This window comes from Sphingomonas sp. S2M10 (assembly GCF_012650175.1).
In the GTDB taxonomy this organism is placed as follows: domain Bacteria; phylum Pseudomonadota; class Alphaproteobacteria; order Sphingomonadales; family Sphingomonadaceae; genus Sphingomonas.
Genome location: NZ_JAAILI010000032.1, coordinates 1 through 22,751, shown reverse-complemented (window position 1 = coordinate 22,751; position 22,751 = coordinate 1). Strand labels below are relative to the sequence as shown.

The 22,751-nt window shown below is 67.1% G+C and carries 11 protein-coding genes and 1 pseudogene; 9 read left to right on the top strand and 3 right to left on the bottom strand.

Annotated elements, in window-relative coordinates; translation table 11 throughout:
* Nucleotides 1-5 precede the first annotated feature (5 nt).
* The 5 genes from S2M10_RS08285 (at nt 6) to S2M10_RS08265 (ending at nt 5,725) form a co-directional block, all read left to right on the top strand.
* Nucleotides 6-2,522: a DegT/DnrJ/EryC1/StrS family aminotransferase gene (locus S2M10_RS08285; protein ID WP_348770554.1), complete on the top strand. Its 2,517-nt coding sequence runs from the start codon at nt 6-8 to the stop codon at nt 2,520-2,522.
* Nucleotides 2,519-3,562, top strand: a complete 1,044-nt coding sequence (locus S2M10_RS08280; RefSeq protein ID WP_168845692.1) for a glycosyltransferase — start codon at nt 2,519-2,521, stop codon at nt 3,560-3,562. The genes S2M10_RS08285 and S2M10_RS08280 overlap by 4 nt, the downstream gene beginning before the upstream one ends.
* Nucleotides 3,563-3,644: 82 nt before the next feature.
* Nucleotides 3,645-4,421 carry a molybdate ABC transporter substrate-binding protein gene (gene modA / locus S2M10_RS08275; protein WP_168845691.1) on the top strand — a complete coding sequence of 259 codons (777 nt, stop codon included), beginning with the start codon at nt 3,645-3,647 and terminating at the stop codon, nt 4,419-4,421.
* Between the two features lie 10 nt (nt 4,422-4,431).
* Complete coding sequence (modB, locus tag S2M10_RS08270; protein WP_168845690.1) at nt 4,432-5,121, top strand: molybdate ABC transporter permease subunit; 690 nt, start codon at nt 4,432-4,434, stop codon at nt 5,119-5,121.
* Entirely contained in the window at nt 5,111-5,725 is a 615-nt protein-coding gene (locus S2M10_RS08265; RefSeq protein WP_168845689.1) for an ATP-binding cassette domain-containing protein, read from the top strand. Before modB ends, S2M10_RS08265 begins: the two co-directional genes overlap by 11 nt.
* Here S2M10_RS08265 and S2M10_RS08260 read toward each other — a convergent pair.
* Nucleotides 5,722-7,521, bottom strand: a complete 1,800-nt coding sequence (locus S2M10_RS08260; RefSeq protein WP_348770552.1) for a methyl-accepting chemotaxis protein — start codon at nt 7,519-7,521, stop codon at nt 5,722-5,724. The two genes, S2M10_RS08265 and S2M10_RS08260, sit on opposite strands and share 4 nt — an antisense overlap.
* 214 nt (nt 7,522-7,735) lie before the next feature.
* Between S2M10_RS08260 and S2M10_RS08255 the strand changes: the two genes are divergently transcribed.
* On the top strand, nt 7,736-8,806 hold the full coding sequence (locus tag S2M10_RS08255; protein ID WP_247650704.1) for a carbohydrate porin: 1,071 nt from the start codon (nt 7,736-7,738) through the stop codon (nt 8,804-8,806).
* A 138-nt stretch (nt 8,807-8,944) separates the two neighbouring features.
* On the opposite strand, the gene rpoC is transcribed toward S2M10_RS08255, so the two are convergent.
* Together rpoC and rpoB are read right to left on the bottom strand one after the other, a co-directional pair.
* Entirely contained in the window at nt 8,945-13,228 is a 4,284-nt protein-coding gene (rpoC, locus tag S2M10_RS08250; RefSeq protein WP_168845688.1) for a DNA-directed RNA polymerase subunit beta', read from the bottom strand.
* A gap of 162 nt (nt 13,229-13,390) precedes the next feature.
* Entirely contained in the window at nt 13,391-17,563 is a 4,173-nt protein-coding gene (gene rpoB, locus S2M10_RS08245) for a DNA-directed RNA polymerase subunit beta (protein ID WP_168845687.1), read from the bottom strand.
* Between the two features lie 376 nt (nt 17,564-17,939).
* On the opposite strand from rpoB, the gene S2M10_RS08240 reads away from it, so the two are divergent.
* The 3 genes and pseudogenes from S2M10_RS08240 to S2M10_RS08230 form a co-directional block, all read left to right on the top strand.
* Nucleotides 17,940-20,219, top strand: coding sequence for a TonB-dependent receptor (locus S2M10_RS08240; RefSeq protein ID WP_247650703.1), 2,280 nt, complete (start codon nt 17,940-17,942; stop codon nt 20,217-20,219).
* Nucleotides 20,220-20,597: 378 nt separating this feature from the next.
* Nucleotides 20,598-21,725, top strand: coding sequence for a hypothetical protein (locus tag S2M10_RS08235; RefSeq protein ID WP_168845686.1), 1,128 nt, complete (start codon nt 20,598-20,600; stop codon nt 21,723-21,725).
* Between the two features lie 121 nt (nt 21,726-21,846).
* Nucleotides 21,847-22,626: pseudogene (locus S2M10_RS08230) on the top strand (CocE/NonD family hydrolase); the annotation flags it as partial.
* Between the last annotated feature and the right edge of the window lie 125 nt (nt 22,627-22,751).

Here is a 22,751-nt window from a genome sequence, read left to right as displayed (position 1 = left end):
GAGAGATGACCATGCAGCGCCTGCCGCTGATCGCGCCGCAGCCGCCGCGGCTGAGCATGATGACCGACGCGCTCCGTGCCATCGAGGCGCGAGGCACCTATTCGAACGGCGGGCCCGTCGTGCGCGGCTTCGAATCCGCGGCGACGGCGCGGCTGTTCGGCGGGCAGGGTGCATGCCTCGCGGTCAACAACGCGACTCTGGGACTGATGCTCGCCATCCGGCATGCGGCGGGCCCGCGGGCGGGCAGCGGTGCGCTGGCGCTGGTTCCCGCCTTCACCTTCGCAGCGACGGCGCAGGCGGTGCAATGGGCGGGCCTGACGCCGGTGCTGTGCGACATCGACCCCGAAGAATGGACGATGCGTGCGGACGCGGAGGCAGCGGCATTCGACCGGCATGGCGATGCCATCGCGGTGGTGGTGCCCTATGCCACGTTCGGCGCTGCGATCGATCTGGCGCGCTACCGCGACTATCATGCGCGGGGCATCGGCGTGGTGGTGGATGCCGCTGCTTCGCTGGGAACGATCGACGCTGCGGGGCGGGCATTCGGTGCGGGCGAGCCCTTCCCGATCGTCTATTCGATGCACGCCACCAAGGTCTTCGCGACGGCGGAGGGAGGGCTGATCCATAGCGGGGACGCCGAACGGATCGACGCACTGCGGCGGATGAGCAATTTCGGCTTCGACGGCGGGCGCTCCGCCGAGGGGCCGGGGCTTAACGCCAAGCTGCCCGAAGTGCTCGGCGCGCTCGCAATGGCCCGGCTGGAGCAGCTGGAGGGCGTCGCCGCGCACCGCGCGGCGCTGGACTGCGCCTATCGAGCGCGGCTGGGCGGCTTCGCCGAGGCGCACGGCTTCGAATTTCAGGCGCTGCGTGGCGCGCGGCCGGCATTGCAGTTCCAGTCGCTGCTGCTGCCACGGCCCTTTGCCGGCCACCGCGCGGCGATCATCGCGACCCTGGCTGCGCAGGGGATCGGCGCGGGCCAGTATTTCAGTCCGCATCTGGGCGAGCAGCCCTGGTTCCGCAGCAGCTGCGTGATCGATCGCGCGCTGCCGGTGGCCGACGAGATCAGCGGGCGGATTCTGTCGCTGCCGGTCACCGACGGCATGACCGAGGCGGACGTCGACACGGTCTGCACCGCGCTGATCGACGCCTGCCGCACGGCGGGGCTGGACGGGCTGCGGCAGGAGCGCCGCGGCCGCACGGTCCACTCGGCGCTGATCGTTGGCGGCGGGCCGGCCGGCACCGCGCTGCTGACGGCGGCGACCAAGGGCGACCAGCTGGTAGCGCTGGCCCGGAGCGGGCTCGCGATCGTAGAGCGCGATGCGGTGCTGGGCCGCGGCCAGATCGGCAGCTACGCTATTACCTCCGACAGCACCGCCGAGACCTTCCTCACCGCGGTGAGGGACAATGTCCACGGCGAGATCGCCGCGCTGACGGAGCATCATGCCGGGCGCGAAGTGGCGCTCTATGCCGGACGGCTGGGCGTTCCGCTGGCGCGCTCGACGCCGCTGCTGGAGGCGACCGGCGCGCGGCTCGGCGCCGTCGTGGCGCAGCATGGCGGCGTGGTGGCGACGCGGTCCGAAGTCGTCGATGCCCGCCGCACGCCGCACGGCGACTGGGCGGCGCGGGTGCGCAATCTGCTGACCGGCGACGAGCGGGTGATGCGCGCCGCCAATCTGGTGATCGCGACCGGCGGCTATCAGGAGCGGGCACATGTTGCGGCCGAGATCGTCGCAGGCGCACCGATCGGGGACCTGGCCGGCGAGCGGCTGATGCAGGGCGACGACTTCCTGCGACTTGGCGGGCTGGATCGGCTCCGCGCGCGGCTGGCGTCGGTCAAGGCGCCGCGTATCGCCATCATCGGCGGATCGACGAGTGCCATGGCGGCGGCGGTGCTGCTGCTCAAGGCCAGCCCGGCGCTGCCCCTTGGGGCTGCAGCCGTGCGGCTCTATCATCGCCGGCCGCTACGCCCCTTCTACCGCTCGGCCGAGGAGGCACGGGCCGATGGCTTCACCGATTTCGGCGTCGACGACATCTGCCCGTTGAGCGGCTTCGTCTATCGCCTCGCCGGCTTCCGGCTGGAGGCACGCGAACTGGTGCTGCGGATGCTCGGCGTCGGCGGCCGCGCACCCGACCCGCGCATGATGCTGTGCCGGCTGAGCCATGCGAACGAGGCGGCGATGCGGGCCGAGCTGACCGAGGCCGACGTCGTGATCGGCGCGCTCGGCTACCGGCCCCGGGCGCTGCCGCTCTACGATGTGGAGGGCGCGCGCATCCCGCTGATGGCGGACCATCCCGGCCGCCCCCGGCTGGTCGACCAGCAATGCCGGGTGCTGGACGCGGCAGGCCGGCCGCTGCCCGGCGTCTATGGGCTCGGGCTCGCCTCCGGCCATGTGCCCGACGGACCGCTGGGCGGTGAGGCCAGCTTCAGCGGCAAGGCGAACGGCCTGTGGCTGTGGCAGAACGATATCGGGCGGATGATCGTCGACCAGATCCTGGCCGATCGCGCGCGTGTGGCGGCATGAGCGCGGCGCCCACCGTCTCGGTGATCATGGCGACGTATAACGGCGCCGCATTGCTGCCGGAGACGCTGGCCAGCCTGCAGGCGCAGACCTTCGCGGATTGGGAACTGGTGGCGGTGGACGACGGCTCGCGCGACGATAGCGTGGCGGTGCTGCGGGGCGTGGGCGACCCGCGCGTCCGGGTGATTGAAAGCGCGGTAAACGGCGGGCCGGTGGTGGCGCGCAACCGCGCCTTCGCCGCCGCGCGTGGTCGCTACGTCGCCGGGCTGGACCAGGACGATCTCTGCCTGCCCGATCGCTTTGCCCGGCAGGTCGCCTGGCTCGACGCAAATCCCGGAACCGTGCTGGTGAGCACCGCCACCGAGTGCCTGCTGGACGGCCGGGTGGTACCAGGGCAATGGCCGCGCCCGCTGATCCCCGGGCTGATCGACTGGCTGATGCTGGTGCAGAACCCGCTGGTCTGGTCGTCGGTGCTGTTCCGCGCCGACGCGGCGCGCCGGCTCGATCCGTTCGAACGGCCGGAATGCCGCTATGTCGAGGATTTCGATCTGTATCACCGGCTGCGTGCGTTCGGGCGTATCGACCAGATTGATACGGTCCTCACCCGCTATCGCCAGCACGCCGGCGGTGCCTCGCAGGTGTTCAGCGGCACGATGACCGCCCATGCCGAAACCCTGCTGCGCAATCTGCACCGCGCCCTCTTGGGGGATCGGGCACCGGATATCGCCGGGCTGTTGGTGCGCTATGTGATGGGCCGGGCACCGATCGGCGACCGCGCGCTGCTGCGCCGCCTGTTCGAAGGCATTGCGGTGCTGCGCGCACGGTTTGGGGAAGGCGCTTGCGATGCCGAGACGCGGGCAGCAGTGGATCGTGAGATTTCGCGGCTGTGGTGGCGGCTGTGCCGTGCCGGGATACGCTCGGGGCGGCTGAAGCTGCGCGATGCTATCGCCGCAAGGCCTGACGCGGCGGCACTGGCGGATGCGCACCCGGCCGACTTGTTGGCGAGCGGGATGATCGGCGCGGTCCGGGCGTTGCGCCGCTAGCGACCCGGTCGAAGGCTCGGCTTGACAGGCGGCTGGGGAGCCGCGAACCGGATCGCATCGCTTCGCCGAAGGTTCTGCGCCCATGCCCGTTTCGCCGATCCCGACCCGCCGGTGGCTGCTTGCTGCAATTGTCTCCGCATTTGCCCTGCCCGTCCATGCCGCCGCCCGCCCGCCGCTGGTGCTCGCCGCCGCCAGTCTGCAGGAATCGATGAACGCCGCCGCCGACGCCTGGGCGGGGCTGGGGCATGAACGGCCGGTCCTTTCCTTCGCCGCCTCCTCCGCCTTGGCGCGCCAGATCCGGTCGGGCGCGCCGGCCGATCTGTTCGTCTCCGCCGACGAGCCGTGGATGGATGCGGTGCAGAAAGCGGGGGCACTCGCACCCGGTACGCGCACCGCATTTCTCGGCAACCGCCTGGTGCTGGCAGCCAGGGCAAACGACCGGCGCACCGTGCCGCTGGATCGCGCCGGGCCGCTGCTCGCCGCGATCGGGCAGGGGCGGCTGGCGATGGCCGATCCGAACGCGGTGCCCGCCGGCCTCTACGGCAAGGCCGCGCTCCAGAAGATTGGCGCCTGGGACCGGCTGGCCCCCAAGGTAGTGCGCGCCGAGAATGTCCGCGCCGCGCTGGCACTGGTCGAGCGCGGCGCGGCACCGTTCGGCATCGTCTATGCGACCGACGCGCGCGCCTCCACCCGGGTGCGGATCGCCGGCATGTTCCCGGCCGCTAGCCATCCGCCGATCCGCTACCCGGTGGCGCGGCTGAAGACCGCCGTCAGCCCCGACGCGGAGCCGTTTCGCCGCTTTCTGATCAGCGCGCGCGGCAAGGCGATCTTCGCCCGCTACGGCTTCACTCCGCTGTGAGCACGCCCTGGTGCTGAGCGCCGAAGAATGGGGCATCGTCCTGCTCTCGCTGAAGGTGGGCGGAGTGGCGGTGCTGGCCGTGCTGCCGGTGGCGTTCGCGCTGGCCTGGCTGCTCGCCCGCGCGCGCTTTCCCGGCAAGCTGCTGCTCGACGCGTTGGTCCACCTGCCGCTGGTGGTGCCGCCGGTGGTGACCGGCTGGATGCTGCTTCTGGCCTTCGCGCCCGCCGGGCCGATCGGCGGCCTGCTTGAGCGTACATTCGGCACCACCGTCCTGTTCCGCTGGACCGGCGCCGCGATCGCCGCCGGCGTGATGGCGCTGCCGCTGATGGTCCGCGCGATCCGGCTTTCCCTCGAAGCCGTGGATCAGCGGCTGGAGCAGGCGGCGCGCAGTCTGGGCGCCGGCCCGGTGCGCACCTTCGTTACCATCACGCTGCCGCTCGCCTTGCCCGGCGTGCTTGCCGGTCTGGTCCTCGGCTTCGCCCGTGCGCTGGGGGAGTTCGGTGCCACGATTTCGTTCGTCTCGAACGTGCCCGGCGAAACCCAGACGCTGCCGCTCGCCATCTATTCGGCGCTGCAGGTGCCGGGAGGCGAGGGGACCGTGCTGCGGCTGGCGGGGGTGTCGATCGCGATCGCCTTCGCCGCGCTGCTGGCGTCGGAACTGGTCGCGCGGCGGACGGGCAGGGGCACCCATGTCCTTTGACATCGACGTGCGCCGCCGGCTGGGCGACACGACCATCGCCTGCTGCATCGAACCTGGCGCGGGCGTGACCGTGCTGTCCGGCCCCTCGGGCGCGGGCAAGTCGAGCGTGCTCAACATGGTCGCCGGGCTGTTGCGGCCCGATATCGGGCATATCCGGGTGGGCGGGCGGACGCTGTTCGATGCCGATGCGGGCATCGACCTCAAGCCGGAGGCGCGGCGGGCCGGCTATGTGTTCCAGGAGCCGCGGCTATTCCCGCACCTGCGGGTGCGCGCCAATCTGCGCTATGGCCGGCGCAAGGGCGCGGCGGTGGACGCGGAGGGGGTGATCGGCCTGCTCGGCATCGCCCCCCTGCTGGATCGCTGGCCCCGCACGCTTTCCGGCGGCGAGGCGAAGCGGGTGGCGATCGGCCGCGCCTTGCTCGCGGACCCGGCCTTTCTGCTGCTCGACGAGCCGCTCGCCTCGCTCGATCGCGCCCGGCGCGAGGAGATTTTGGCGCTGCTCGAGCGGCTGCGTGACGGCATCGGCCTGCCGATCCTGCTCGTCACCCACGACCGTGCCGAGGCGGAGCGGCTGGGCGATCGGATCGTGCCCTTCGGCGACTAGACCCATTCCCCTTCGTCCATGGTCGCTTGTTCCGGCATCGGCAGCGCATAGGATTTGCGCGGCGTCGGCGCGGCCGCAGCGGTAGCAGTCCCGCCCTGGTCGATGCGGAAACGCCCGGCCTGGTCGGCCAGCTGGTTGATCTCCGCCATCAGATTGCGCGCCGCGGCCGAGGTCTGCTCGACCATCGCGGCATTCTGCTGGGTGGAGCTGTCCATCACCCGGATCGTCTCGCTGAGCCGTGAGATGGAATCCGACTGTACCCGGTTGTCGGCCGCCACCTGGCCGAGCAGCTTGTGCACCGACTGGGCATTTTCGGAGATAGAGGTGAACGCGCCGTCGACATCCTCGACCGCCGCCACCGCCGTGCCGATCTCCACCTGCGTAACGGTCAGCTGATCGCGCGCGCGCCCCGCTTCCTCTTCCGCGCGCATCGCCAAGGCGGAGACGAGGTCGGCGACGACGGCGAAACCGCGCCCCGCCTCGCCGGCCCGGCCGGCTTCGACGGCGGCGTTCATGGCGAGAACGCGGGTCTGGAAGGCGATCTTGTCCAGCCCCTCGATCACGGCATCGATGCCCTTGGCGCTGTCCGACACGCGGCTCATCGCAGTGACCGCGTTGCTGACGCGCGACCGACCGGAGCTGACCGCCTCGATCGTCTGGTCGGCACGTCCCACTGTTTCGCTCGCGGCGCGGACGGAGGTCTTGAGCCGTTCGTCGATCTGGTTGACCTCGGCGGTGGTCGTCTCGAGGCTGGCAGCATTGGCCTCCGTGCGGCGTGCGAGATCCTCGGCAGCCGCGGTGATCTCGGTCGATGCCCGGCGCAGCGATCCAGCGCCGCTGTGCACGGTGCCGATCAGGCCGCGCAGACTGTCGGCCGCGGTGTTGAAATCATGCTTCAGGCGCGCGAACGGCCCGGACAGGTCCGCCTCGATATGCGCGGTGAGGTCTCCGCTGGCGAGGTTGCGGAGGCCCGATCCCACGGTATCGACGATCAGTTCGGTCATCGCCTGCTTCTCGGCATTGGCAGTCTGCACCTGCCCGCTGAACGCGGCGATAGCGCGCGCAAGGGTGCCCAGCTCATCCTGGCGATCGGTCTCGGGCAGCGTCGTACCGGCATCGGTCGTCAGCCGATGGACCGTGTCGGCGAGCGCGATCAGCGGGTGGATGAGCGTACGATAGGCCATCCGCGCCGCATACAGCGCACCGCCGATCGCGGCGGTGAGCGCCGCGATCAGGAGGGCGATCGTAATCGAGCCCATCACCGCGCCGGTTCGCGCCGTGGAATCCGAATAGTGCTCGATTGCATCGGATGCGGCGGCCATCGATTCCTCCAGCACCGAAAACTGTTCGAAGAAGGCCGGCAGTTGCTGCTTGGCCGCAGCTGGATCGGCTGCCACCGCGTCGGCGATCTTCTGGGCCGCGTCGGCATAGGTGTTCATCGGGCCGCCTACCTTTGCCGCGGCGGCTTCGATGGCGCTGTCGCCCTTGAACGCGGCATCTTCGGCGATGCGCTTGCGCAGGATCGCGAGGTGCTCCTCCAGATCCTTGCGTGCATCCCCAAGCTTGATGCCGATCCCGGGTTCGCTCGACGCGAGCGCGGCGAGCACGTCGCTGCGGATCGCATCATGCATCATGTCCGCTTCCATGTGGTTGCGGAGCAGCGCGGACGCGCGGGCCTGCCGCTCCAGCGCGGCGCTGAGCAGCCAGGACGAGATGATGCCGGTGCCGCCGCACAACAGGAAAAGCATGATGATGGCGGTGGTGAGCTTTCGGGTTGAATGCGCGATAGACTGCACGAACTTGGCTCCACGCTCGCGACCCATACATGATGGGACTCATTCTCTCCCCCCGAAAATTATAGATGAGACTCTGCAGATTTGGGTTGAGTCATCCTAAAACTATTATCGAGGGACGACGGGATGATCGGTAATGAAGCGATTTTTGCTGGCCCTTATTCTGGGATGTATGGCGCCAAGCTACGTATATTCCCAGAGTGTCGTCGATATTCACTTGGTCGAAACGATTGACGTCGCCAGCGTCGCGCGTGGCGGCGATCGCAATCGCACCTATGTGCTCGATGATACCGACCTCACCGCCGACGCCGATCTCGATCGTCTCGCGGGGTGGCGCGGCGCGCGCGCACATGTACATGTCCTCAGCACGATGGGCGGACGGCCCAACAATGCGGCGGGCACGCTTCAGGGCATCAACAACATCGAAGTCGCCAGCCATCATGTTCGCCTGTTCGAAGCCTGGGTGGAGCAACGCCTCGATGCCCGGACCACGGTGCGTGCCGGCATCTACGACCTCAACAGCGAATTCTACGTCAACGACGCGGCGGGGCTGCTGATCTCGCCCTCGTTCGGCCCGGGATCGGAACTGGCGGCCACCGGCCCGAACGGGCCCTCCATCTTCCCCTCCACCGCGCTGTCCGTGCGGGTGGAGCATCGGTTCGGCGAGATGGGCTTTGCGCGTGCGGCGATCCTCAATGCCGCCGCCGGCTGCCTCGGTGAACCGGCCGGTCTCGATTTCAGCTTTCGCGACGGCATTCTGGCGATCGGCGAGGCGGGGGTGGAGCGCCCGGGCCTCAAGCTTGCTGCCGGCTATTGGCGCTACAGCAAGCGGCACCCCGACTATACCGCCGTGGATGCCGAGGGAGTGCCGCTTCGCCGGATCGACGAAGGCGGATATGCGCTTGCCGAATGGCAGATGCTGGGCGGGGAGGACAAGCGATCGCTGACCGCGTTCGGGCGCATCGGCATGTCCGGCGGCTCGACCACGCCGTTCCAGGGCGGCTGGCAGGCGGGCTTCCTGGTGGAGCGGGCAGTGTCGGGGCGACCCGATTCCCAGGTCTCGTTCGGCATGAGCCGGGGGGTGACGACGCGGGGCTATCGGACGATGGTGCTGGAAGCGGGGGCCCGCCCGTCCCGTGCCGAGACGACGTTCGAGCTGACCTATTCGGACCAGCTCACGAAATGGCTGACCGTGCAGCCCGACGTGCAGTTCGTCACCGACCGCGGCGGTGTCGAAAAAGCGCGGGGCGTGGTGGTCGGCACGCTCCGGTTGACGATTGCATTCTGACCCCGCGCAGGCGGCGTTCCGGGCCGAGCTACTCGTCAAGCATTGACGGTCGCGGAAAAAAGCCGCCGGCCGGTATCCCGGACGGCGGCTCTTTTCGTGTCACGCTCGGTCAGGCTGGGAGCCCCCGAACGGGGCGGATCACTCCGCCTCGTTCAGATACTCGCCGGCATCCGCGTCCGTGCCGTGGCCCGAGGGGGCGACCGATGCCAGGGGATCGTCCCCGGTGCCGGCTGCGTCGCGCGCGCTGCGGGCCAGTTCGGCCGCATGCTCTTCCGCCGCGCTTGCCGGCGCGATGAGCGAGGCATCCTGCATCTTGCGCTGGGCGACGCGCAGCGCCGCATCGCGCGAGGTGGCAGCGACCCGCAGGCGACCCATGCCCGCACCGGTACCGGCGGGGATCAGGCGGCCGACGATCACGTTTTCCTTCAGGCCAAGCAGCGTGTCCTTCTTGCCCTGCACCGCGGCTTCGGTGAGCACGCGGGTGGTCTCCTGGAACGACGCGGCCGAGATGAAGCTGCGGGTCTGCAGCGACGCCTTGGTGATGCCGAGCAGGATCGGCTTGCCGAACGCGGGCTGCTGGCCCGGCTGGAGCTTCTCGTTATGCTCGTCCATCTCGTCGCGATCGACCTGTTCGCCCGCCAGCAGCGTGGTGTCGCCGCCATCGGTGATCTCGACCTTCTGCAGCATCTGGCGAACGATCACCTCGATGTGCTTGTCGTTGATCTTCACGCCCTGCAGTCGATAGACTTCCTGAATTTCGCTGACCAGATATTCGGCCAGCGGCTCGATGCCGAGCACTTCCAGGATGTCGTGCGGATCCGGCGAACCGCCGATCAGGTTGTCGCCACGCTTGACGTAATCGCCTTCCTGAACGTCGATCACCTTCGACTTCGGGACCAGATACTCCACGACCTCGCCGCCGTCCTCCGGCTGGATGCCGATCTTGCGCTTGGCCTTGTAGTCCTTGCCGAACACCACGCGGCCAGAGACCTTCGCGATGATGGCATTTTCCTTGGGCTTGCGCGCTTCGAACAGCTCGGCGACGCGCGGCAGACCGCCGGTGATGTCGCGGGTCTTGGCGGACTCGCGCGCCACACGGGCGAGAACGTCACCGCCCTGCACCGTGGCACCATCCTCGACCGAGATCACCGCGCCCGGCGCCAGCATGTAGCGGGCGGCTTCGGCGGCATTCTCGCCGGTGAGGGTCATGCGAGGACGCAGGTCCTCCTTCTTGCCCGCACCGCGGAACTCGGTGACGACGCGCTGGGCGATGCCCGTCGCTTCGTCGACCTGTTCCGTCATGGTCTTGCCTTCGATGATGTCCTGGTACTTCACGGTACCGCCGGTTTCCGTGATCACCGGCATGGTGAACGGATCCCACTCGGCCATGCGATCGCCGGCGCTGACCAGATGGCCGTCGTCGAACATCACATAGGCGCCGTACGGGATCTTGTGCACGGCCAGCTCGCGGCCATCCATGTCCATGATCGCGATCTCGCCCGAGCGGCTGAGCACCACGCGACGGCCGCGCTGATCCTCGATCAGGCGCAGGTCGCGGAACTCGGCCTTGCCGTCCACGGGGGCTTCGAGGTTCGACTGCTCGTTGAGCTGTGCCGCACCGCCGATGTGGAAGGTACGCATGGTCAGCTGCGTACCCGGCTCGCCGATCGACTGCGCCGCGATGACGCCCACCGCTTCGCCGATGTTCACCGGGGTACCGCGGGCAAGGTCACGCCCGTAGCACTTGGCGCACACGCCGAGCTTGGCTTCGCAGACCAGCGGCGAACGGATCTTCACCGCCGGGGTGCTGAGTGCCTCGATCTGCGCGATCATCGGCTCGTCCAGCAGGGTGCCGATCGGGATCACCACCTGACTGGTCTTCGGATCGACGATGTCCTCGGCCGTGGTGCGGCCCAGGATGCGCTCGCCGAGCGAGGCGATCACCGAACCACCCTGCACGATCGCCTTCATCTCCAGCGCGCGCTCGGTGCCGCAATCGTCCTCGAGGACGACGCAGTCCTGCGACACGTCGACCAGACGACGGGTGAGGTAACCCGAGTTCGCCGTCTTCAACGCGGTGTCCGCGAGGCCCTTACGGGCGCCGTGGGTCGAGTTGAAGTATTCAAGGACGGTCAGACCTTCCTTGAAGTTCGAGATGATCGGCGTTTCGATGATCTCGCCCGACGGCTTGGCCATCAGGCCGCGCATGCCGGCCAGCTGCTTGATCTGCGCCGCCGAACCACGGGCACCGGAGTGCGCCATGATGTAGATGGCGTTGTCGGGCTTCTGGCGGCCGGTCTCGGGGTCCTTCTTGACCGCCTTGATCTCGTCCATCATCGCCGCGGCCACCTGGTCACCGCAACGGCTCCAGGCGTCGATCACCTTGTTGTACTTCTCCTGCTGCGTGATCAGGCCGTCCTGATACTGCTGCTCGAAATCCTTCACCAAGGCCTTGGTCTCTTCGACCAGTGCTTCCTTGGCTTCCGGGATGATCATGTCGTCCTTGCCGAACGAGATGCCCGCCTTGAACGCGTTGCGGAAGCCGAGGCTCATGATCGCGTCGGCGAACAGCACGGTCTCCTTCTGGCCGGTGTGACGATAGACCTCGTCGATCACGTCGCCCACGTCCTTCTTGGTGAGCAGGCGATTGACGACGTCGAACGGCACCTTGTGGCTCTTCGGCAGGCACTCGCCGAGCAGCATGCGGCCCGGGGTGGTCTGGTAGCGCTTGAGGTACGACTTGCCGTCCTCGTCCGTCTGCGGAACGCGGCTGGTGATCTTGGAGTGCAGCGTGACCGCGCCGGCGTTGAGGGCCTGGTGGACCTCCGCCATGTCGGCCAGCAGCATGCCTTCGCCCGGCTCGCCTTCCTTCTCCATGGTGATGTAATAGAGACCCAGCACCATGTCCTGCGACGGCACGATGATCGGCTTGCCGTTGGCCGGGGACAGGATGTTGTTGGTCGACATCATCAGGACGCGCGCTTCCAGCTGGGCCTCGAGGCTCAGCGGAACGTGGACGGCCATCTGGTCACCGTCGAAGTCGGCGTTGAACGCCGAGCAGACCAGCGGGTGGAGCTGGATCGCCTTGCCTTCGATCAGCACCGGCTCGAACGCCTGGATGCCCAGACGGTGCAGCGTCGGCGCGCGGTTCAGCAGCACCGGGTGCTCGCGGATCACTTCGTCCAGGATGTCCCAGACTTCCTTGCGCTCCTTCTCGACCCACTTCTTCGCCTGCTTCAGGGTCATGGACAGACCCTTGGCATCGAGACGGGCGTAGATGAACGGCTTGAACAGCTCGAGCGCCATCTTCTTCGGCAGGCCGCACTGGTGCAGCTTGAGCTCCGGACCGGTCACAATGACCGAACGGCCCGAATAGTCGACGCGCTTGCCGAGCAGGTTCTGACGGAAGCGGCCCTGCTTGCCCTTGAGCATGTCGGACAGCGACTTGAGCGGACGCTTGTTCGCACCGGTGATGGTGCGGCCGCGGCGGCCATTGTCGAACAGCGCGTCGACAGCTTCCTGCAGCATGCGCTTTTCGTTGCGGACGATGATGTCCGGCGCGCGCAGCTCCATCAGGCGCTTGAGGCGGTTGTTACGGTTGATCACGCGGCGGTACAGATCGTTGAGATCCGAGGTCGCGAAGCGGCCACCGTCGAGCGGCACCAGCGGGCGCAGCTCGGGCGGGATCACCGGCACGACGTCGAGGATCATCCATTCCGGGCGGTTGCCGGATTCGATGAAGCTCTCGACCACCTTGAGGCGCTTGATGATCTTCTTGGGCTTCAGCTCCGACTTGGTCGTCGCCAGCTCTTCCAGAAGTTCCTTGCGCTCGCCTTCGAGGTCGAGATCCATGAGCATGATCTTGACCGCTTCGGCGCCGATGCCGGCGGAGAAGGCATCTTCGCCATACTCATCCTGTGCGTCGAGCAGTTCGTCCTCGGTGAGGAGCTGGAACTTTTCGAGCGGGGTGAGGCCGGGCTCGGTGACGATGTAGCTCTCGAAGTAGAGCACGCGCTCGAGCTGCTTGAGCTGCATGTCGAGCAACAGGCCGATGCGGCTCGGCAGCGACTTCAGGAACCAGATGTGCGCGACCGGGGCAGCCAGTTCGATATGGCCCATGCGCTCGCGGCGGACCTTCGAGACGGTCACTTCCACGCCGCACTTTTCGCAGACGATGCCCTTGTACTTCATGCGCTTGTACTTGCCGCACAGGCATTCATAGTCCTTGATCGGACCGAAGATGCGCGCGCAGAACAGGCCGTCACGCTCGGGCTTGAACGTGCGGTAGTTGATCGTCTCGGGCTTCTTGATCTCGCCGAACGACCAGCTGCGGATACGGTCCGGCGACGCGATCCCGATCTGGATCTGGTCGAAGGTTTCCGGCTTGGCGAGCGGGTTCGCGAAGTTCGTAAGTTCGTTCATCGTATCTGGTCCTTCAACTCCCCTCCCGCGCGCGGGAGGGGAAGGGGCCCAGGCCGCAGGCCTGGGAAGGGGTGGGCACCCGGTTTCAACCGATCACTCCGCTACAGGCCGGGAGCCCACCCCCCGGCCCCCTCCCGCATGCGGGAGGGGGAGTGCATTCTCTTATTCAGCCGCCTCGGCCAGACCGTCGTCTTCTTCCTGGCTCTTCAGCTCGACGTTGAGGCCCAGCGAGCGCATTTCCTTGACGAGCACGTTGAAGCTCTCCGGAATGCCGGCCTCGAAGGTGTCGTCGCCCTTGACGATCGCTTCGTAGACCTTGGTGCGGCCGACCACGTCGTCCGACTTCACCGTCAGCATTTCCTGGAGCGTATACGCCGCGCCGTACGCCTGGAGCGCCCACACTTCCATTTCACCGAAGCGCTGGCCACCGAACTGCGCCTTACCGCCCAGCGGCTGCTGGGTGACGAGGCTGTACGGCCCGATCGAACGCGCGTGGATCTTGTCGTCGACCAGGTGGTGCAGCTTGAGCACATACTTGTACCCCACCGTCACCTTGCGATCGAACGCCTCGCCCGTGCGGCCGTCGAACAGCGTCACCTGGCCGGATTCGTCCAGGCCCGCCATCCGCAGCATCGCCGAGACGTCGGCTTCCACCGCGCCGTCGAACACCGGGGTGGCCATCGGCACGCCCGAGCGGACGTTCTGCGCCAGGTCGACCAGCTGCTCGGGCGAGCGGCGATCCAGCTCGGCCTTGTAGGTGTCGCCATAGACGGTGCCGAGCAGCTCCTTCACCGCTTCCGGTGCTTCGCCGGCCTGCGGGTTCGGGTTGGCTGCACGCCAGGCATCGAGCGCGTCGCCGATCTTCCGGCCCAGGCCGCGCGCGGCCCAGCCCAGATGGGTCTCGAAGATCTGCCCGACGTTCATGCGCGAAGGCACGCCCAGCGGGTTGAGCACGAAGTCGACCGGGGTACCGTCCTCGAGGAACGGCATGTCTTCCTGCGGCAGGATGCGGCTGATGATGCCCTTGTTGCCGTGGCGGCCGGCCATCTTGTCGCCCGGCTGCAGCTTGCGCTTCACCGCGACGAACACCTTGACCATCTTCAGCACGCCCGGCGGCAGCTCGTCGCCCCGCTCCAGCTTCTCGCGGCGGTCCTCGAACTTGTCCTTGATGCGCTTCACGGCCTCGTCATACTGGCCCTTCACCGCTTCCAGGTTGCCCTGCATCGCGTCGTCCTGCACCGCGAACTTCCACCACTCGTGGCGGTCGACGCTGTCGAGCAGGTCCTCGTCGATCGTGACGCCCTTCTTCAGGCCCTTCGGCGCAGCGGTCGCGACCTGACCCAGCAGCATCTCGCGCAGACGCGACCAGGTCGCGCGGTTGAGGATGTTGCGTTCGTCATCGGCGTCCTTGCGCAGGCGCTCGATTTCCTCGCGCTCGATCGCCAGGGCACGCTCGTCCTTGTCGATGCCGTGACGGTTGAACACGCGCACGTCGACGATCGTGCCGGCCACGCCCGGGGGCAGACGCAGCGAGGTGTCGCGCACGTCGCTGGCCTTTTCACCAAAGATGGCGCGGAGGAGCTTTTCTTCCGGCGTCATCGGGCTTTCGCCCTTCGGGGTGATCTTGCCGACCAGGATGTCGCCCGGCTCCACTTCGGCGCCGACATACACGATGCCCGCTTCGTCGAGGTTGCGGAGCGCTTCCTCGCCGACGTTCGGGATGTCGCGGGTGATGTCTTCCGGCCCGAGCTTGGTGTCGCGCGCCATCACTTCGAACTCATCGATGTGGATCGACGTGAACACGTCGTCCTTCACGATGCGCTCGTTGATCAGGATCGAGTCCTCGTAGTTGTAGCCGTTCCACGGCATGAACGCGACGAGCACGTTGCGGCCCAGCGCCAGCTCGCCGAACTCGGTCGACGGGCCGTCGGCGATCACGTCGCCGGCCTGCACGATGTCGCCCACCTTCACCAGCGGACGCTGGTTGATGCAGGTCGACTGGTTCGAGCGCTGGAACTTCATCAGCGTGTAGATGTCGACGCCGCTCTCGCTGGCATCGACGTCACCCGTTGCGCGGACCACGATGCGGGTCGCGTCGACCTGGTCGACCACGCCCGAACGCTTGGCGGCGATCGCGGCGCCGGAATCCCGGGCCACGGTCGATTCCATGCCGGTGCCGACGAAGGGCGCTTCCGCCTTCACCAGCGGCACGGCCTGACGCTGCATGTTCGAGCCCATCAGCGCGCGGTTCGCGTCGTCCTTCTCGAGGAAGGGGATCAGCGAGGCGGCGACCGAGACGAGCTGCTTCGGCGACACGTCCATCAGCGTGACCTGATCGCGCAGCGCCATCAGGAATTCGCCGGCCTGGCGGGCAGAGACGAGCTCGTCGACGAACGCGCCGGTTTCGTCGAGCTCGGCCGATGCCTGCGCGATCGTGTGCTTCTGCTCTTCCATCGCCGACAGATAGACGACCTCGTTGGTCACCTTGCCGTCGATGATCTTGCGGTACGGCGTCTCGATGAAGCCGTACTTGTTGACGCGGCTGAAGGTCGCGAGGCTGTTGATCAGACCGATGTTCGGGCCTTCCGGCGTTTCGATCGGGCAGATACGGCCATAATGGGTCGGGTGAACGTCGCGGACTTCGAAGCCTGCGCGCTCACGGGTGAGACCGCCCGGCCCGAGCGCCGAGACGCGACGCTTGTGCGTCACTTCGGAGAGCGGGTTGGTCTGGTCCATAAACTGCGACAGCTGCGACGAACCGAAGAACTCGCGCACCGCGGCGACCGCGGGTTTGGCGTTAATCAGGTCGTTCGGCATCACCGTCGACACGTCGACCGACGACATGCGCTCCTTCACGGCGCGCTCCATGCGGAGCAGGCCGACGCGGTACTGGTTCTCGAGCAGCTCGCCCACCGAACGGACGCGGCGGTTGCCGAGATTGTCGATGTCGTCGACTTCGCCCTTGCCGTCCTTGAGGTTCACGAGCGTCTTGACGACCTCGAGAATGTCCTCGGTGCGCAGCGTGGTCACCGTGTCGGGCGTGTCGAGGCCCAGGCGCATGTTGAGCTTGACGCGGCCCACGGCCGAGAGGTCGTAGCGCTCCGGATCGAAGAACAGGCCGGCGAACAGCGATTCCGCGGTCTCGAGCGTCGGCGGCTCACCGGGGCGCATGACGCGGTAGATGTCTGACAGCGCCTGCTGGCGCTCTTCGGCCTTGTCGACCTTGAGCGTGTTGCGGATCCACGGGCCGGTGGCGATGTGATCGATGTCGAGCAGCTCGATCCGGTCGATGCCGGCCTTGTCGAGCTTCTCGAGATTCTCGGCCGAGACTTCGTCGCCGGCTTCGATGTAGATCTCGCCGGTCGCCTCGTTGATCAGGTCATAGGCGCTGTAGCGGCCGAAGATTTCCTCGGTCGGGATCAGCAGCGTCTCGAGACCGTCCTTGGCCGCCTTGTTGGCTGCGCGGGGGCTGATCTTCTGGCCGGCCGGGAACACGACCTCGCCCGACTTGGCGTCGACGATGTCGAACATCGGCTTCGAACCGCGCCAGTTCTCCACCTGGAAGGGGATCTGCCAGCCGTTCGGACCGCGCAGGAAGGTGACGCGGTTGTAGAAATAGTTGAGGATCTCTTCCGAGCTCAGCCCCAGCGCGTAGAGCAGGCTGGTGACCGGCAGCTTGCGCTTGCGGTCGATACGGACGTTGACGATGTCCTTGGCGTCGAACTCGAAGTCCAGCCACGAACCGCGATACGGGATCACGCGCGCGGCGAAGAGATACTTGCCCGAAGCATGGGTCTTGCCGCGGTCATGGTCGAACAGCACGCCCGGCGAACGGTGCATCTGGCTGACGATGACGCGCTCGGTGCCGTTGATGAAGAACGTGCCGTTCTCGGTCATGAGCGGCATGTCGCCCATGTACACGTCCTGCTCCTTGATATCGAGCACCGACCGGGCTTCCGTATCGGGATCGACCTCGAACACGATCAGGCGCAGCGTCACGCGCATCGGCGCCGCATAGGTGATGCCGCGCTGGCGGCACTCGTCCACGTCGAACTTCGGATCCTCGAGCTCGTAGGTCACGAAGTCGAGCTCGGCGGTGCCGGCGAAGTCGCGGATCGGGAACACGCTGCGGAGCGTCTTCTCGAGGCCGGAGACATAGCCGATCGAGGGGTCCGACCGCAGGAACTGTTCGTAGGATTCGCGCTGAACCTCGATCAGGTTCGGCATCTGCACCACTTCGTGGATGTCGCCGAACACCTTGCGGATGCGGCGCTTCAGCGTGCCGCCCGAGCCTGCGCGCGCCTGCGCGCCATCCTCGATTGCCTTGGTAGCCATAGGTGTGTGTTGCCTCGTCAGCCGTAAACTCGGTGCCCCTGTCCGGGAGCCAGGACGTGCAAAGTGACGCCGAAAGGCCGCGCGACCCCCGATGCTCGGGATTCGGCAGCTTCAGGGGCGTCTGACAAGCCGTTCCGATCCATTCCTACGACACGCTGCGCGACGGCGAGTCATTTCCCGATCGGAGGGCCAGAGCGGGGATATAGGGCGCAGGGGAGGGGATGTCAAAGGGTGCGTACAGCGGGACGGCGAAATGGTTCCGCGCTGCACCATCGGACATGCGGGGTTTACGCAGTCGCAACAATTCTGACGCACTGGCGCCGTGAAGCCTTAACAAACGGTTGCCAACCGCCCTTCCGACCAAGGGAGGCAAAGAATGCATTACAATAAAATGGGTCTGATCGCCGCGCTGCTTGCCACGGTGTCGGCGACGGCGGTGCAGGCGCAGGAAACGGCGCAGGACGAGGTAATGGGCGGCGACATCATCGTCACGTCGCAGAAGTTCGAGCAGAAGCTGCGCGACGTGCCGATCACGATCACCGCCGTCACGCAGGAGCAGATGAAGCGGATCGGCGTCAACGATCTCGACGAGCTCTCCAACTACGTGCCCGGCCTCAACATCCAGGAGCAGAGCGCCAACAACCCCGGCATCGTGATCCGCGGCATCACCTCGGACAGCGGCTCGGCGCAGCAGGCGGCGCGCGTCACGCTTTACTATAACGGCGTCGACATCTCGCGCTCGCGCGGTGCCTATCAGGCAATCTACGACGTCGATCGGATCGAGGTGGTGAAGGGCCCGCAGGCGACGCTGTTCGGCACCGCCTCGACGATCGGCGCGGTCAGCATCGTCTCGGCGCGGCCCAAGCCGGGCGTGTCGGGCGAACTCACCGCGGGCTATGGCAATTACAACGCCTATCTGGTGGGCGGCCACCTCAATATCGGCAACGACGTGATCGCGGCGCGCGTCGCCGGCGAGTTCAAGAAGCGCGACGGCTATGTCGAGAATCTGTCGCCGACCCAGGACGATCTGTACGCGCAGAACCAGCTAGGCCTGCGCGCCTCGGTGCGCTACACGCCCACCGCGGCGCTGACCGTCGACCTGATCGGCACCTATGATCGCCAGCGCAACAGCGGCACGCCGTTCATCTCGAGGCGCTTTGCGACGTCCCGGGGCCCGGCCGATCCGTTCGGCGCGGCGAACCTTTCCGGCTCGCCCTTCTCAAAGCAGGTGCTCGGCGCCGACAAGCTGGGCCTGACCCGCGACGTCTACGACGTGAACCTCACCGCGCATTACGACCTCGGCGATGGCTGGAGCTTCACCACGGTCAACGGCTACCGCTCGTTCGACTCGCTCGAGATCTTCGATGCAGACGGGTCGGCAGCCTGGTGGCTCGAATTCGCCGAGGGCGCCTATGGATCGCAGCTCAGCCATGAATCGCGCTTCGCTTATGTCGGCGATCATGTCCGGACGAGCTTCGGCTGGAACGTCTTCCATGAGAATAATCGCCAGGAAGTGCCGTTCTCGACCGAGGAGGGCATCTATATCGCGTGCGCGACCGGTTTGCCCTGCGTCTCGTCGACTGGTGTCGTCGTCGCCTCGCAGACGACGGCGTCGCTCACCAAGGGCGCGTTCACGCAGATTCCCTACAGCTCGATCTTCACCAACAAGGGCATCAACGACCAATATTCGATGTTCGGCGAAGTGACCTGGACGCCGATCCATGCGCTGGAGCTGACCGCCGGCATCCGTGCACTGATCGAGCAGCGCAAGTCCGGCTATGTCTCCGTCGCGCCGAGGTCGCGCCTCAGCGGCGCACCGCTGATCCCGGGCCAGACCACGACCAACGGCACGCTGTGGAGCCAGGACAGCTTCCAGGCCTTCCTGCCGCGCTTCAACGCGCTCTATCGGGTGAGCGACGCCATCAACCTGTATGCGACGATCTCGAAGGGCCGCCGCTCGCCGACGGTGAACCAGGCGGCTACCTCCACCTCGGTCATCCCCGAGGAAACGGTGTGGAACTATGAGGGCGGCGTGAAGCTGTCCCAGGGCATGTTTTCCGGCTCGCTGGGCGTCTACTATCAGAAGTACGACAACTTCCAGATCAGCCGCACGATCACCGACGCCAACGATCCGTCGGGCCGCCCGGTCGGCTCGAGCATCACCGAGAGCGCCGGCAGCGCCAGCAACCTCGGCTTCGAGGCGGAAGGGCAGTTGCGCCCCGTCAGCTGGCTGACGGTGTTCGGCAACGCCGGCTTCATCGACGGTGGAATCGACGACAAGCGGTCGAACGGCATCTACGCCAACAACCGCTTCCGCCTGCAGCCGCGTCTGCAATGGGCTGCGGGTTTCACCGTGGATGCGCCGGTGGGGAACGGGATGCGCGTGTTTGCCACGCCGAGCGTGACCTATCGCAGCAAGATCTTCTTCGAGATCCCCAATCGGGAGGCGATCTCCCAGGACAAGGTAACGCTGGTTAATGTGAAGGCGGGCATGAGCTTCGCCGAAGGCCGCTATGAGATCGCCGGTTATGTCCGCAACGCGACCAACGAGCGTTATCTGCTCGACGCGGGCAACACCGGGGGCGGCTTCGGCAACCCGACCTACATCCCGGCGGAGCCGCGCTTCTATGGGGTGCAATTGACCGGCCGCTTCTGATCGGTACGCAATAGCAATGAAAAGGGGCTTGCCGCCGACTACGCGGCAAGCCCCTTTCTTTTCAATGCGTTGCTGCCGAATTTCCAGCGTGTAAGACGCAAGAGCCGTGCCTGAATATGGGGTGAACCGCTCGGTTCGTCGAGCGCGGGTCACGCCTGACCGCGCCACGTCGGTCGAATTTCGCCGGTCGGCCGTTGAGTGTCTGTCATGAAACAGTGTCAGACCCCGCTTCGCCCCCGCGCCGCACTGTTAATCAGTGCCGCGTTCCTTGCCACGCCTGCTTTCGCGCAGGAGGCCGCCCCCCAGCAGACCGTGACACCGCCGCCAGCGGTGGAGGCGCCTGCGCCCCAGGCCGCCGCGCCCGCGCCGGAGGTCCGTATGGCTCCTGCTGCGCCCGTCGTGCAGTCGGTGCCGCCGGTAGAGCAGCAGATGGCCGGCAGCGCCAATCAGGCGCCCTCGGCCTCTGATGCGGCACCTGCCCGAACGGTGCGCGCCGAGCGTAGCGCGTCGCGTGCTGCGGCCGCGGCTGTCACCCAGCCGCGCACGCCTGCGCCCGCGTCGCAGCCTGCCGCTGCGCCCGCGCAGCAAAATCCGGCAGTCCCCGCATCGCAACCGGCCGAACCCGCTGCACAGGCGGCGGCGCCCGCCGATCGGGTTGCCCAGACAACACAAACCGCGGCCGAAGAAACACGTTCGGCCCCGCTGCTCCCGTGGATCCTAGGCGGCCTCGTCTTGCTTCTCGCGGCGGCGGCGGCGATGGTCCTGCTGCGCCGTCGTCGCAGCAACGACGACCTGCTGGTGCACGAAACCGCGGTCACCAGCGAGCCGGTCTTGCACCAGCCCGCGGCACAGCCGCTGGCGCCGCGCCACGACATCGGCCGCGCCGCCGCTGCCGCGACGCCGGTGATGGCTGCCCCCGCCGCCGCGCGGCCGAGCGTCGAACCCGCTGCCCAGGCGCATGCCGAGGCGAGGCTGGCGGAGGCTGATGCGGCCGTCCTCGACCATGTCGTCGACGCGTCCGCTCCGGTGGCAAACCGGCCGTGGCTGGAACTGGGTCTGCGCCCGGTGCGTGCCGGCACGAGCGAGGAGGAGGCGCTGGTCGACATCGAGCTGACCGTCGGTAATGCCGGCGATACCGCTGCCCGTGATGTCCGCATCTCGACTTTCCTGCTCGCCGATGCCGAGACGAGCGAGATGGAGCAGTTGCTGACGCGCCATGGTCCCGCCGCCGATGTGCCGCCGGTGACGATCGATGCCGGGGACGGCACCCGTGTCGACGCGCGTCTCGCGATGCCCAAGGGCGAACTGGGACGCACGTTCAACCCCGTCGTGGTCGCGGAGGCGCGCTATCGCCTGCCGGATGGTCGTGAAGGCCGCACCAGTGCCGCTTTCCGCATCGGCCGCGCCGCGCCCTTGGCGGAAGGCGTGGGGCCGATCGGGGCCACCCGTCCGCACCTGGTAGACGATCTGGAGGCGGAATTGCTCGGCACGCCCGCGCACGCCTGATCCACGTCCGCTTTCACAGGCCCGCGTTCCTCATGGGAGCGCGGGCCTTTTCGCGCTAGCTTCTTCCAATACTGCAAATGTAACAGTATCACCCCGGACTTCGGTTCTCTGGGGAGACATTATGCAGTTTCGTACCTTCCTGTTCACTGCGCTGGCGACCACCGCGCTGATCCCGGCCGCGACCGCACAGCAGGCCCAGCCCTTCAACGACATTCCCGCCAAGTTCGTCCTCCCGGAGGGATCCAAAGACTATATCCGCCGCGAGGTGATGGTGCCGATGCGCGACGGCACCAAGCTGTTCACGACCATCGTGATCCCCAAGGGCGCGAAGAATGCGCCGATCCTGCTCACCCGCACGCCTTATGACGCGTATAATCGCGTCCGCCGTACCGACAGCAACAAGATGCTCTCGGTGCTCGCGCAGGGCGACGAGGTGTTCACCCAGGCGGGCTATATCCGCGTGTTTCAGGACATCCGCGGCAAGTATCGCTCCGAGGGCGACTTCGTCGTTACCCGTCCGCCGGTCGGGCCGCTCAATCCCACCAAGATCGACGACACCACCGACGCCTACGACACGATCGACTGGCTGGTGAAGAACCTGCCGGAATCGAACGGCAAGGTCGGCATGCTCGGCTCGTCCTACGAAGGCTGGACGGTGGTGATGGCGCTGCTGAACCCGCATCCGGCACTCAAGGTGGCCGCGCCGGAAAGCCCGATGATCGATGGCTGGATGGGCGACGACTGGTTCCACCATGGCGCCTTTCGCCTGCCCAATATCGGCTGGATCTCCGGCATCACCGGCTACAAGGCTGGCGGGCCCACGCCGCCCAATGGCGGCTGGGATGATTACGACACGTTCCGCAAGGTCGGCTCGGCCGGCGACTGGGCCAAGCAGTACGGCTCTCATGACTGCCATCCGAGATGCTGACCGAGTTTAGTCCTTCGCTGGCCGCGAGACCAGCGGTCGCATTGACCTTGGCGGGTGTGCCGCGGGCGCCTGATCGACGACGATTGATCACGCTCTCA

What these genes read in the sequence shown, in the direction of transcription:
- S2M10_RS08280 (WP_168845692.1), top strand. Translation starts at nt 2,519, where the DNA reads ATGAGCGCGGCGCCCACCGTCTCGGTGATCATGGCGACGTATAACGGC.
- S2M10_RS08265 (WP_168845689.1), top strand. Translation starts at nt 5,111, where the DNA reads ATGTCCTTTGACATCGACGTGCGCCGCCGGCTGGGCGACACGACCATC.
- S2M10_RS08285 (WP_348770554.1), top strand. Translation starts at nt 6, where the DNA reads ATGACCATGCAGCGCCTGCCGCTGATCGCGCCGCAGCCGCCGCGGCTG.
- rpoC (WP_168845688.1), bottom strand. Translation starts at nt 13,228, where the DNA reads ATGAACGAACTTACGAACTTCGCGAACCCGCTCGCCAAGCCGGAAACC.
- S2M10_RS08235 (WP_168845686.1), top strand. Translation starts at nt 20,598, where the DNA reads ATGGCTCCTGCTGCGCCCGTCGTGCAGTCGGTGCCGCCGGTAGAGCAG.
- modA (WP_168845691.1), top strand. Translation starts at nt 3,645, where the DNA reads ATGCCCGTTTCGCCGATCCCGACCCGCCGGTGGCTGCTTGCTGCAATT.
- S2M10_RS08240 (WP_247650703.1), top strand. Translation starts at nt 17,940, where the DNA reads ATGCATTACAATAAAATGGGTCTGATCGCCGCGCTGCTTGCCACGGTG.
- rpoB (WP_168845687.1), bottom strand. Translation starts at nt 17,563, where the DNA reads ATGGCTACCAAGGCAATCGAGGATGGCGCGCAGGCGCGCGCAGGCTCG.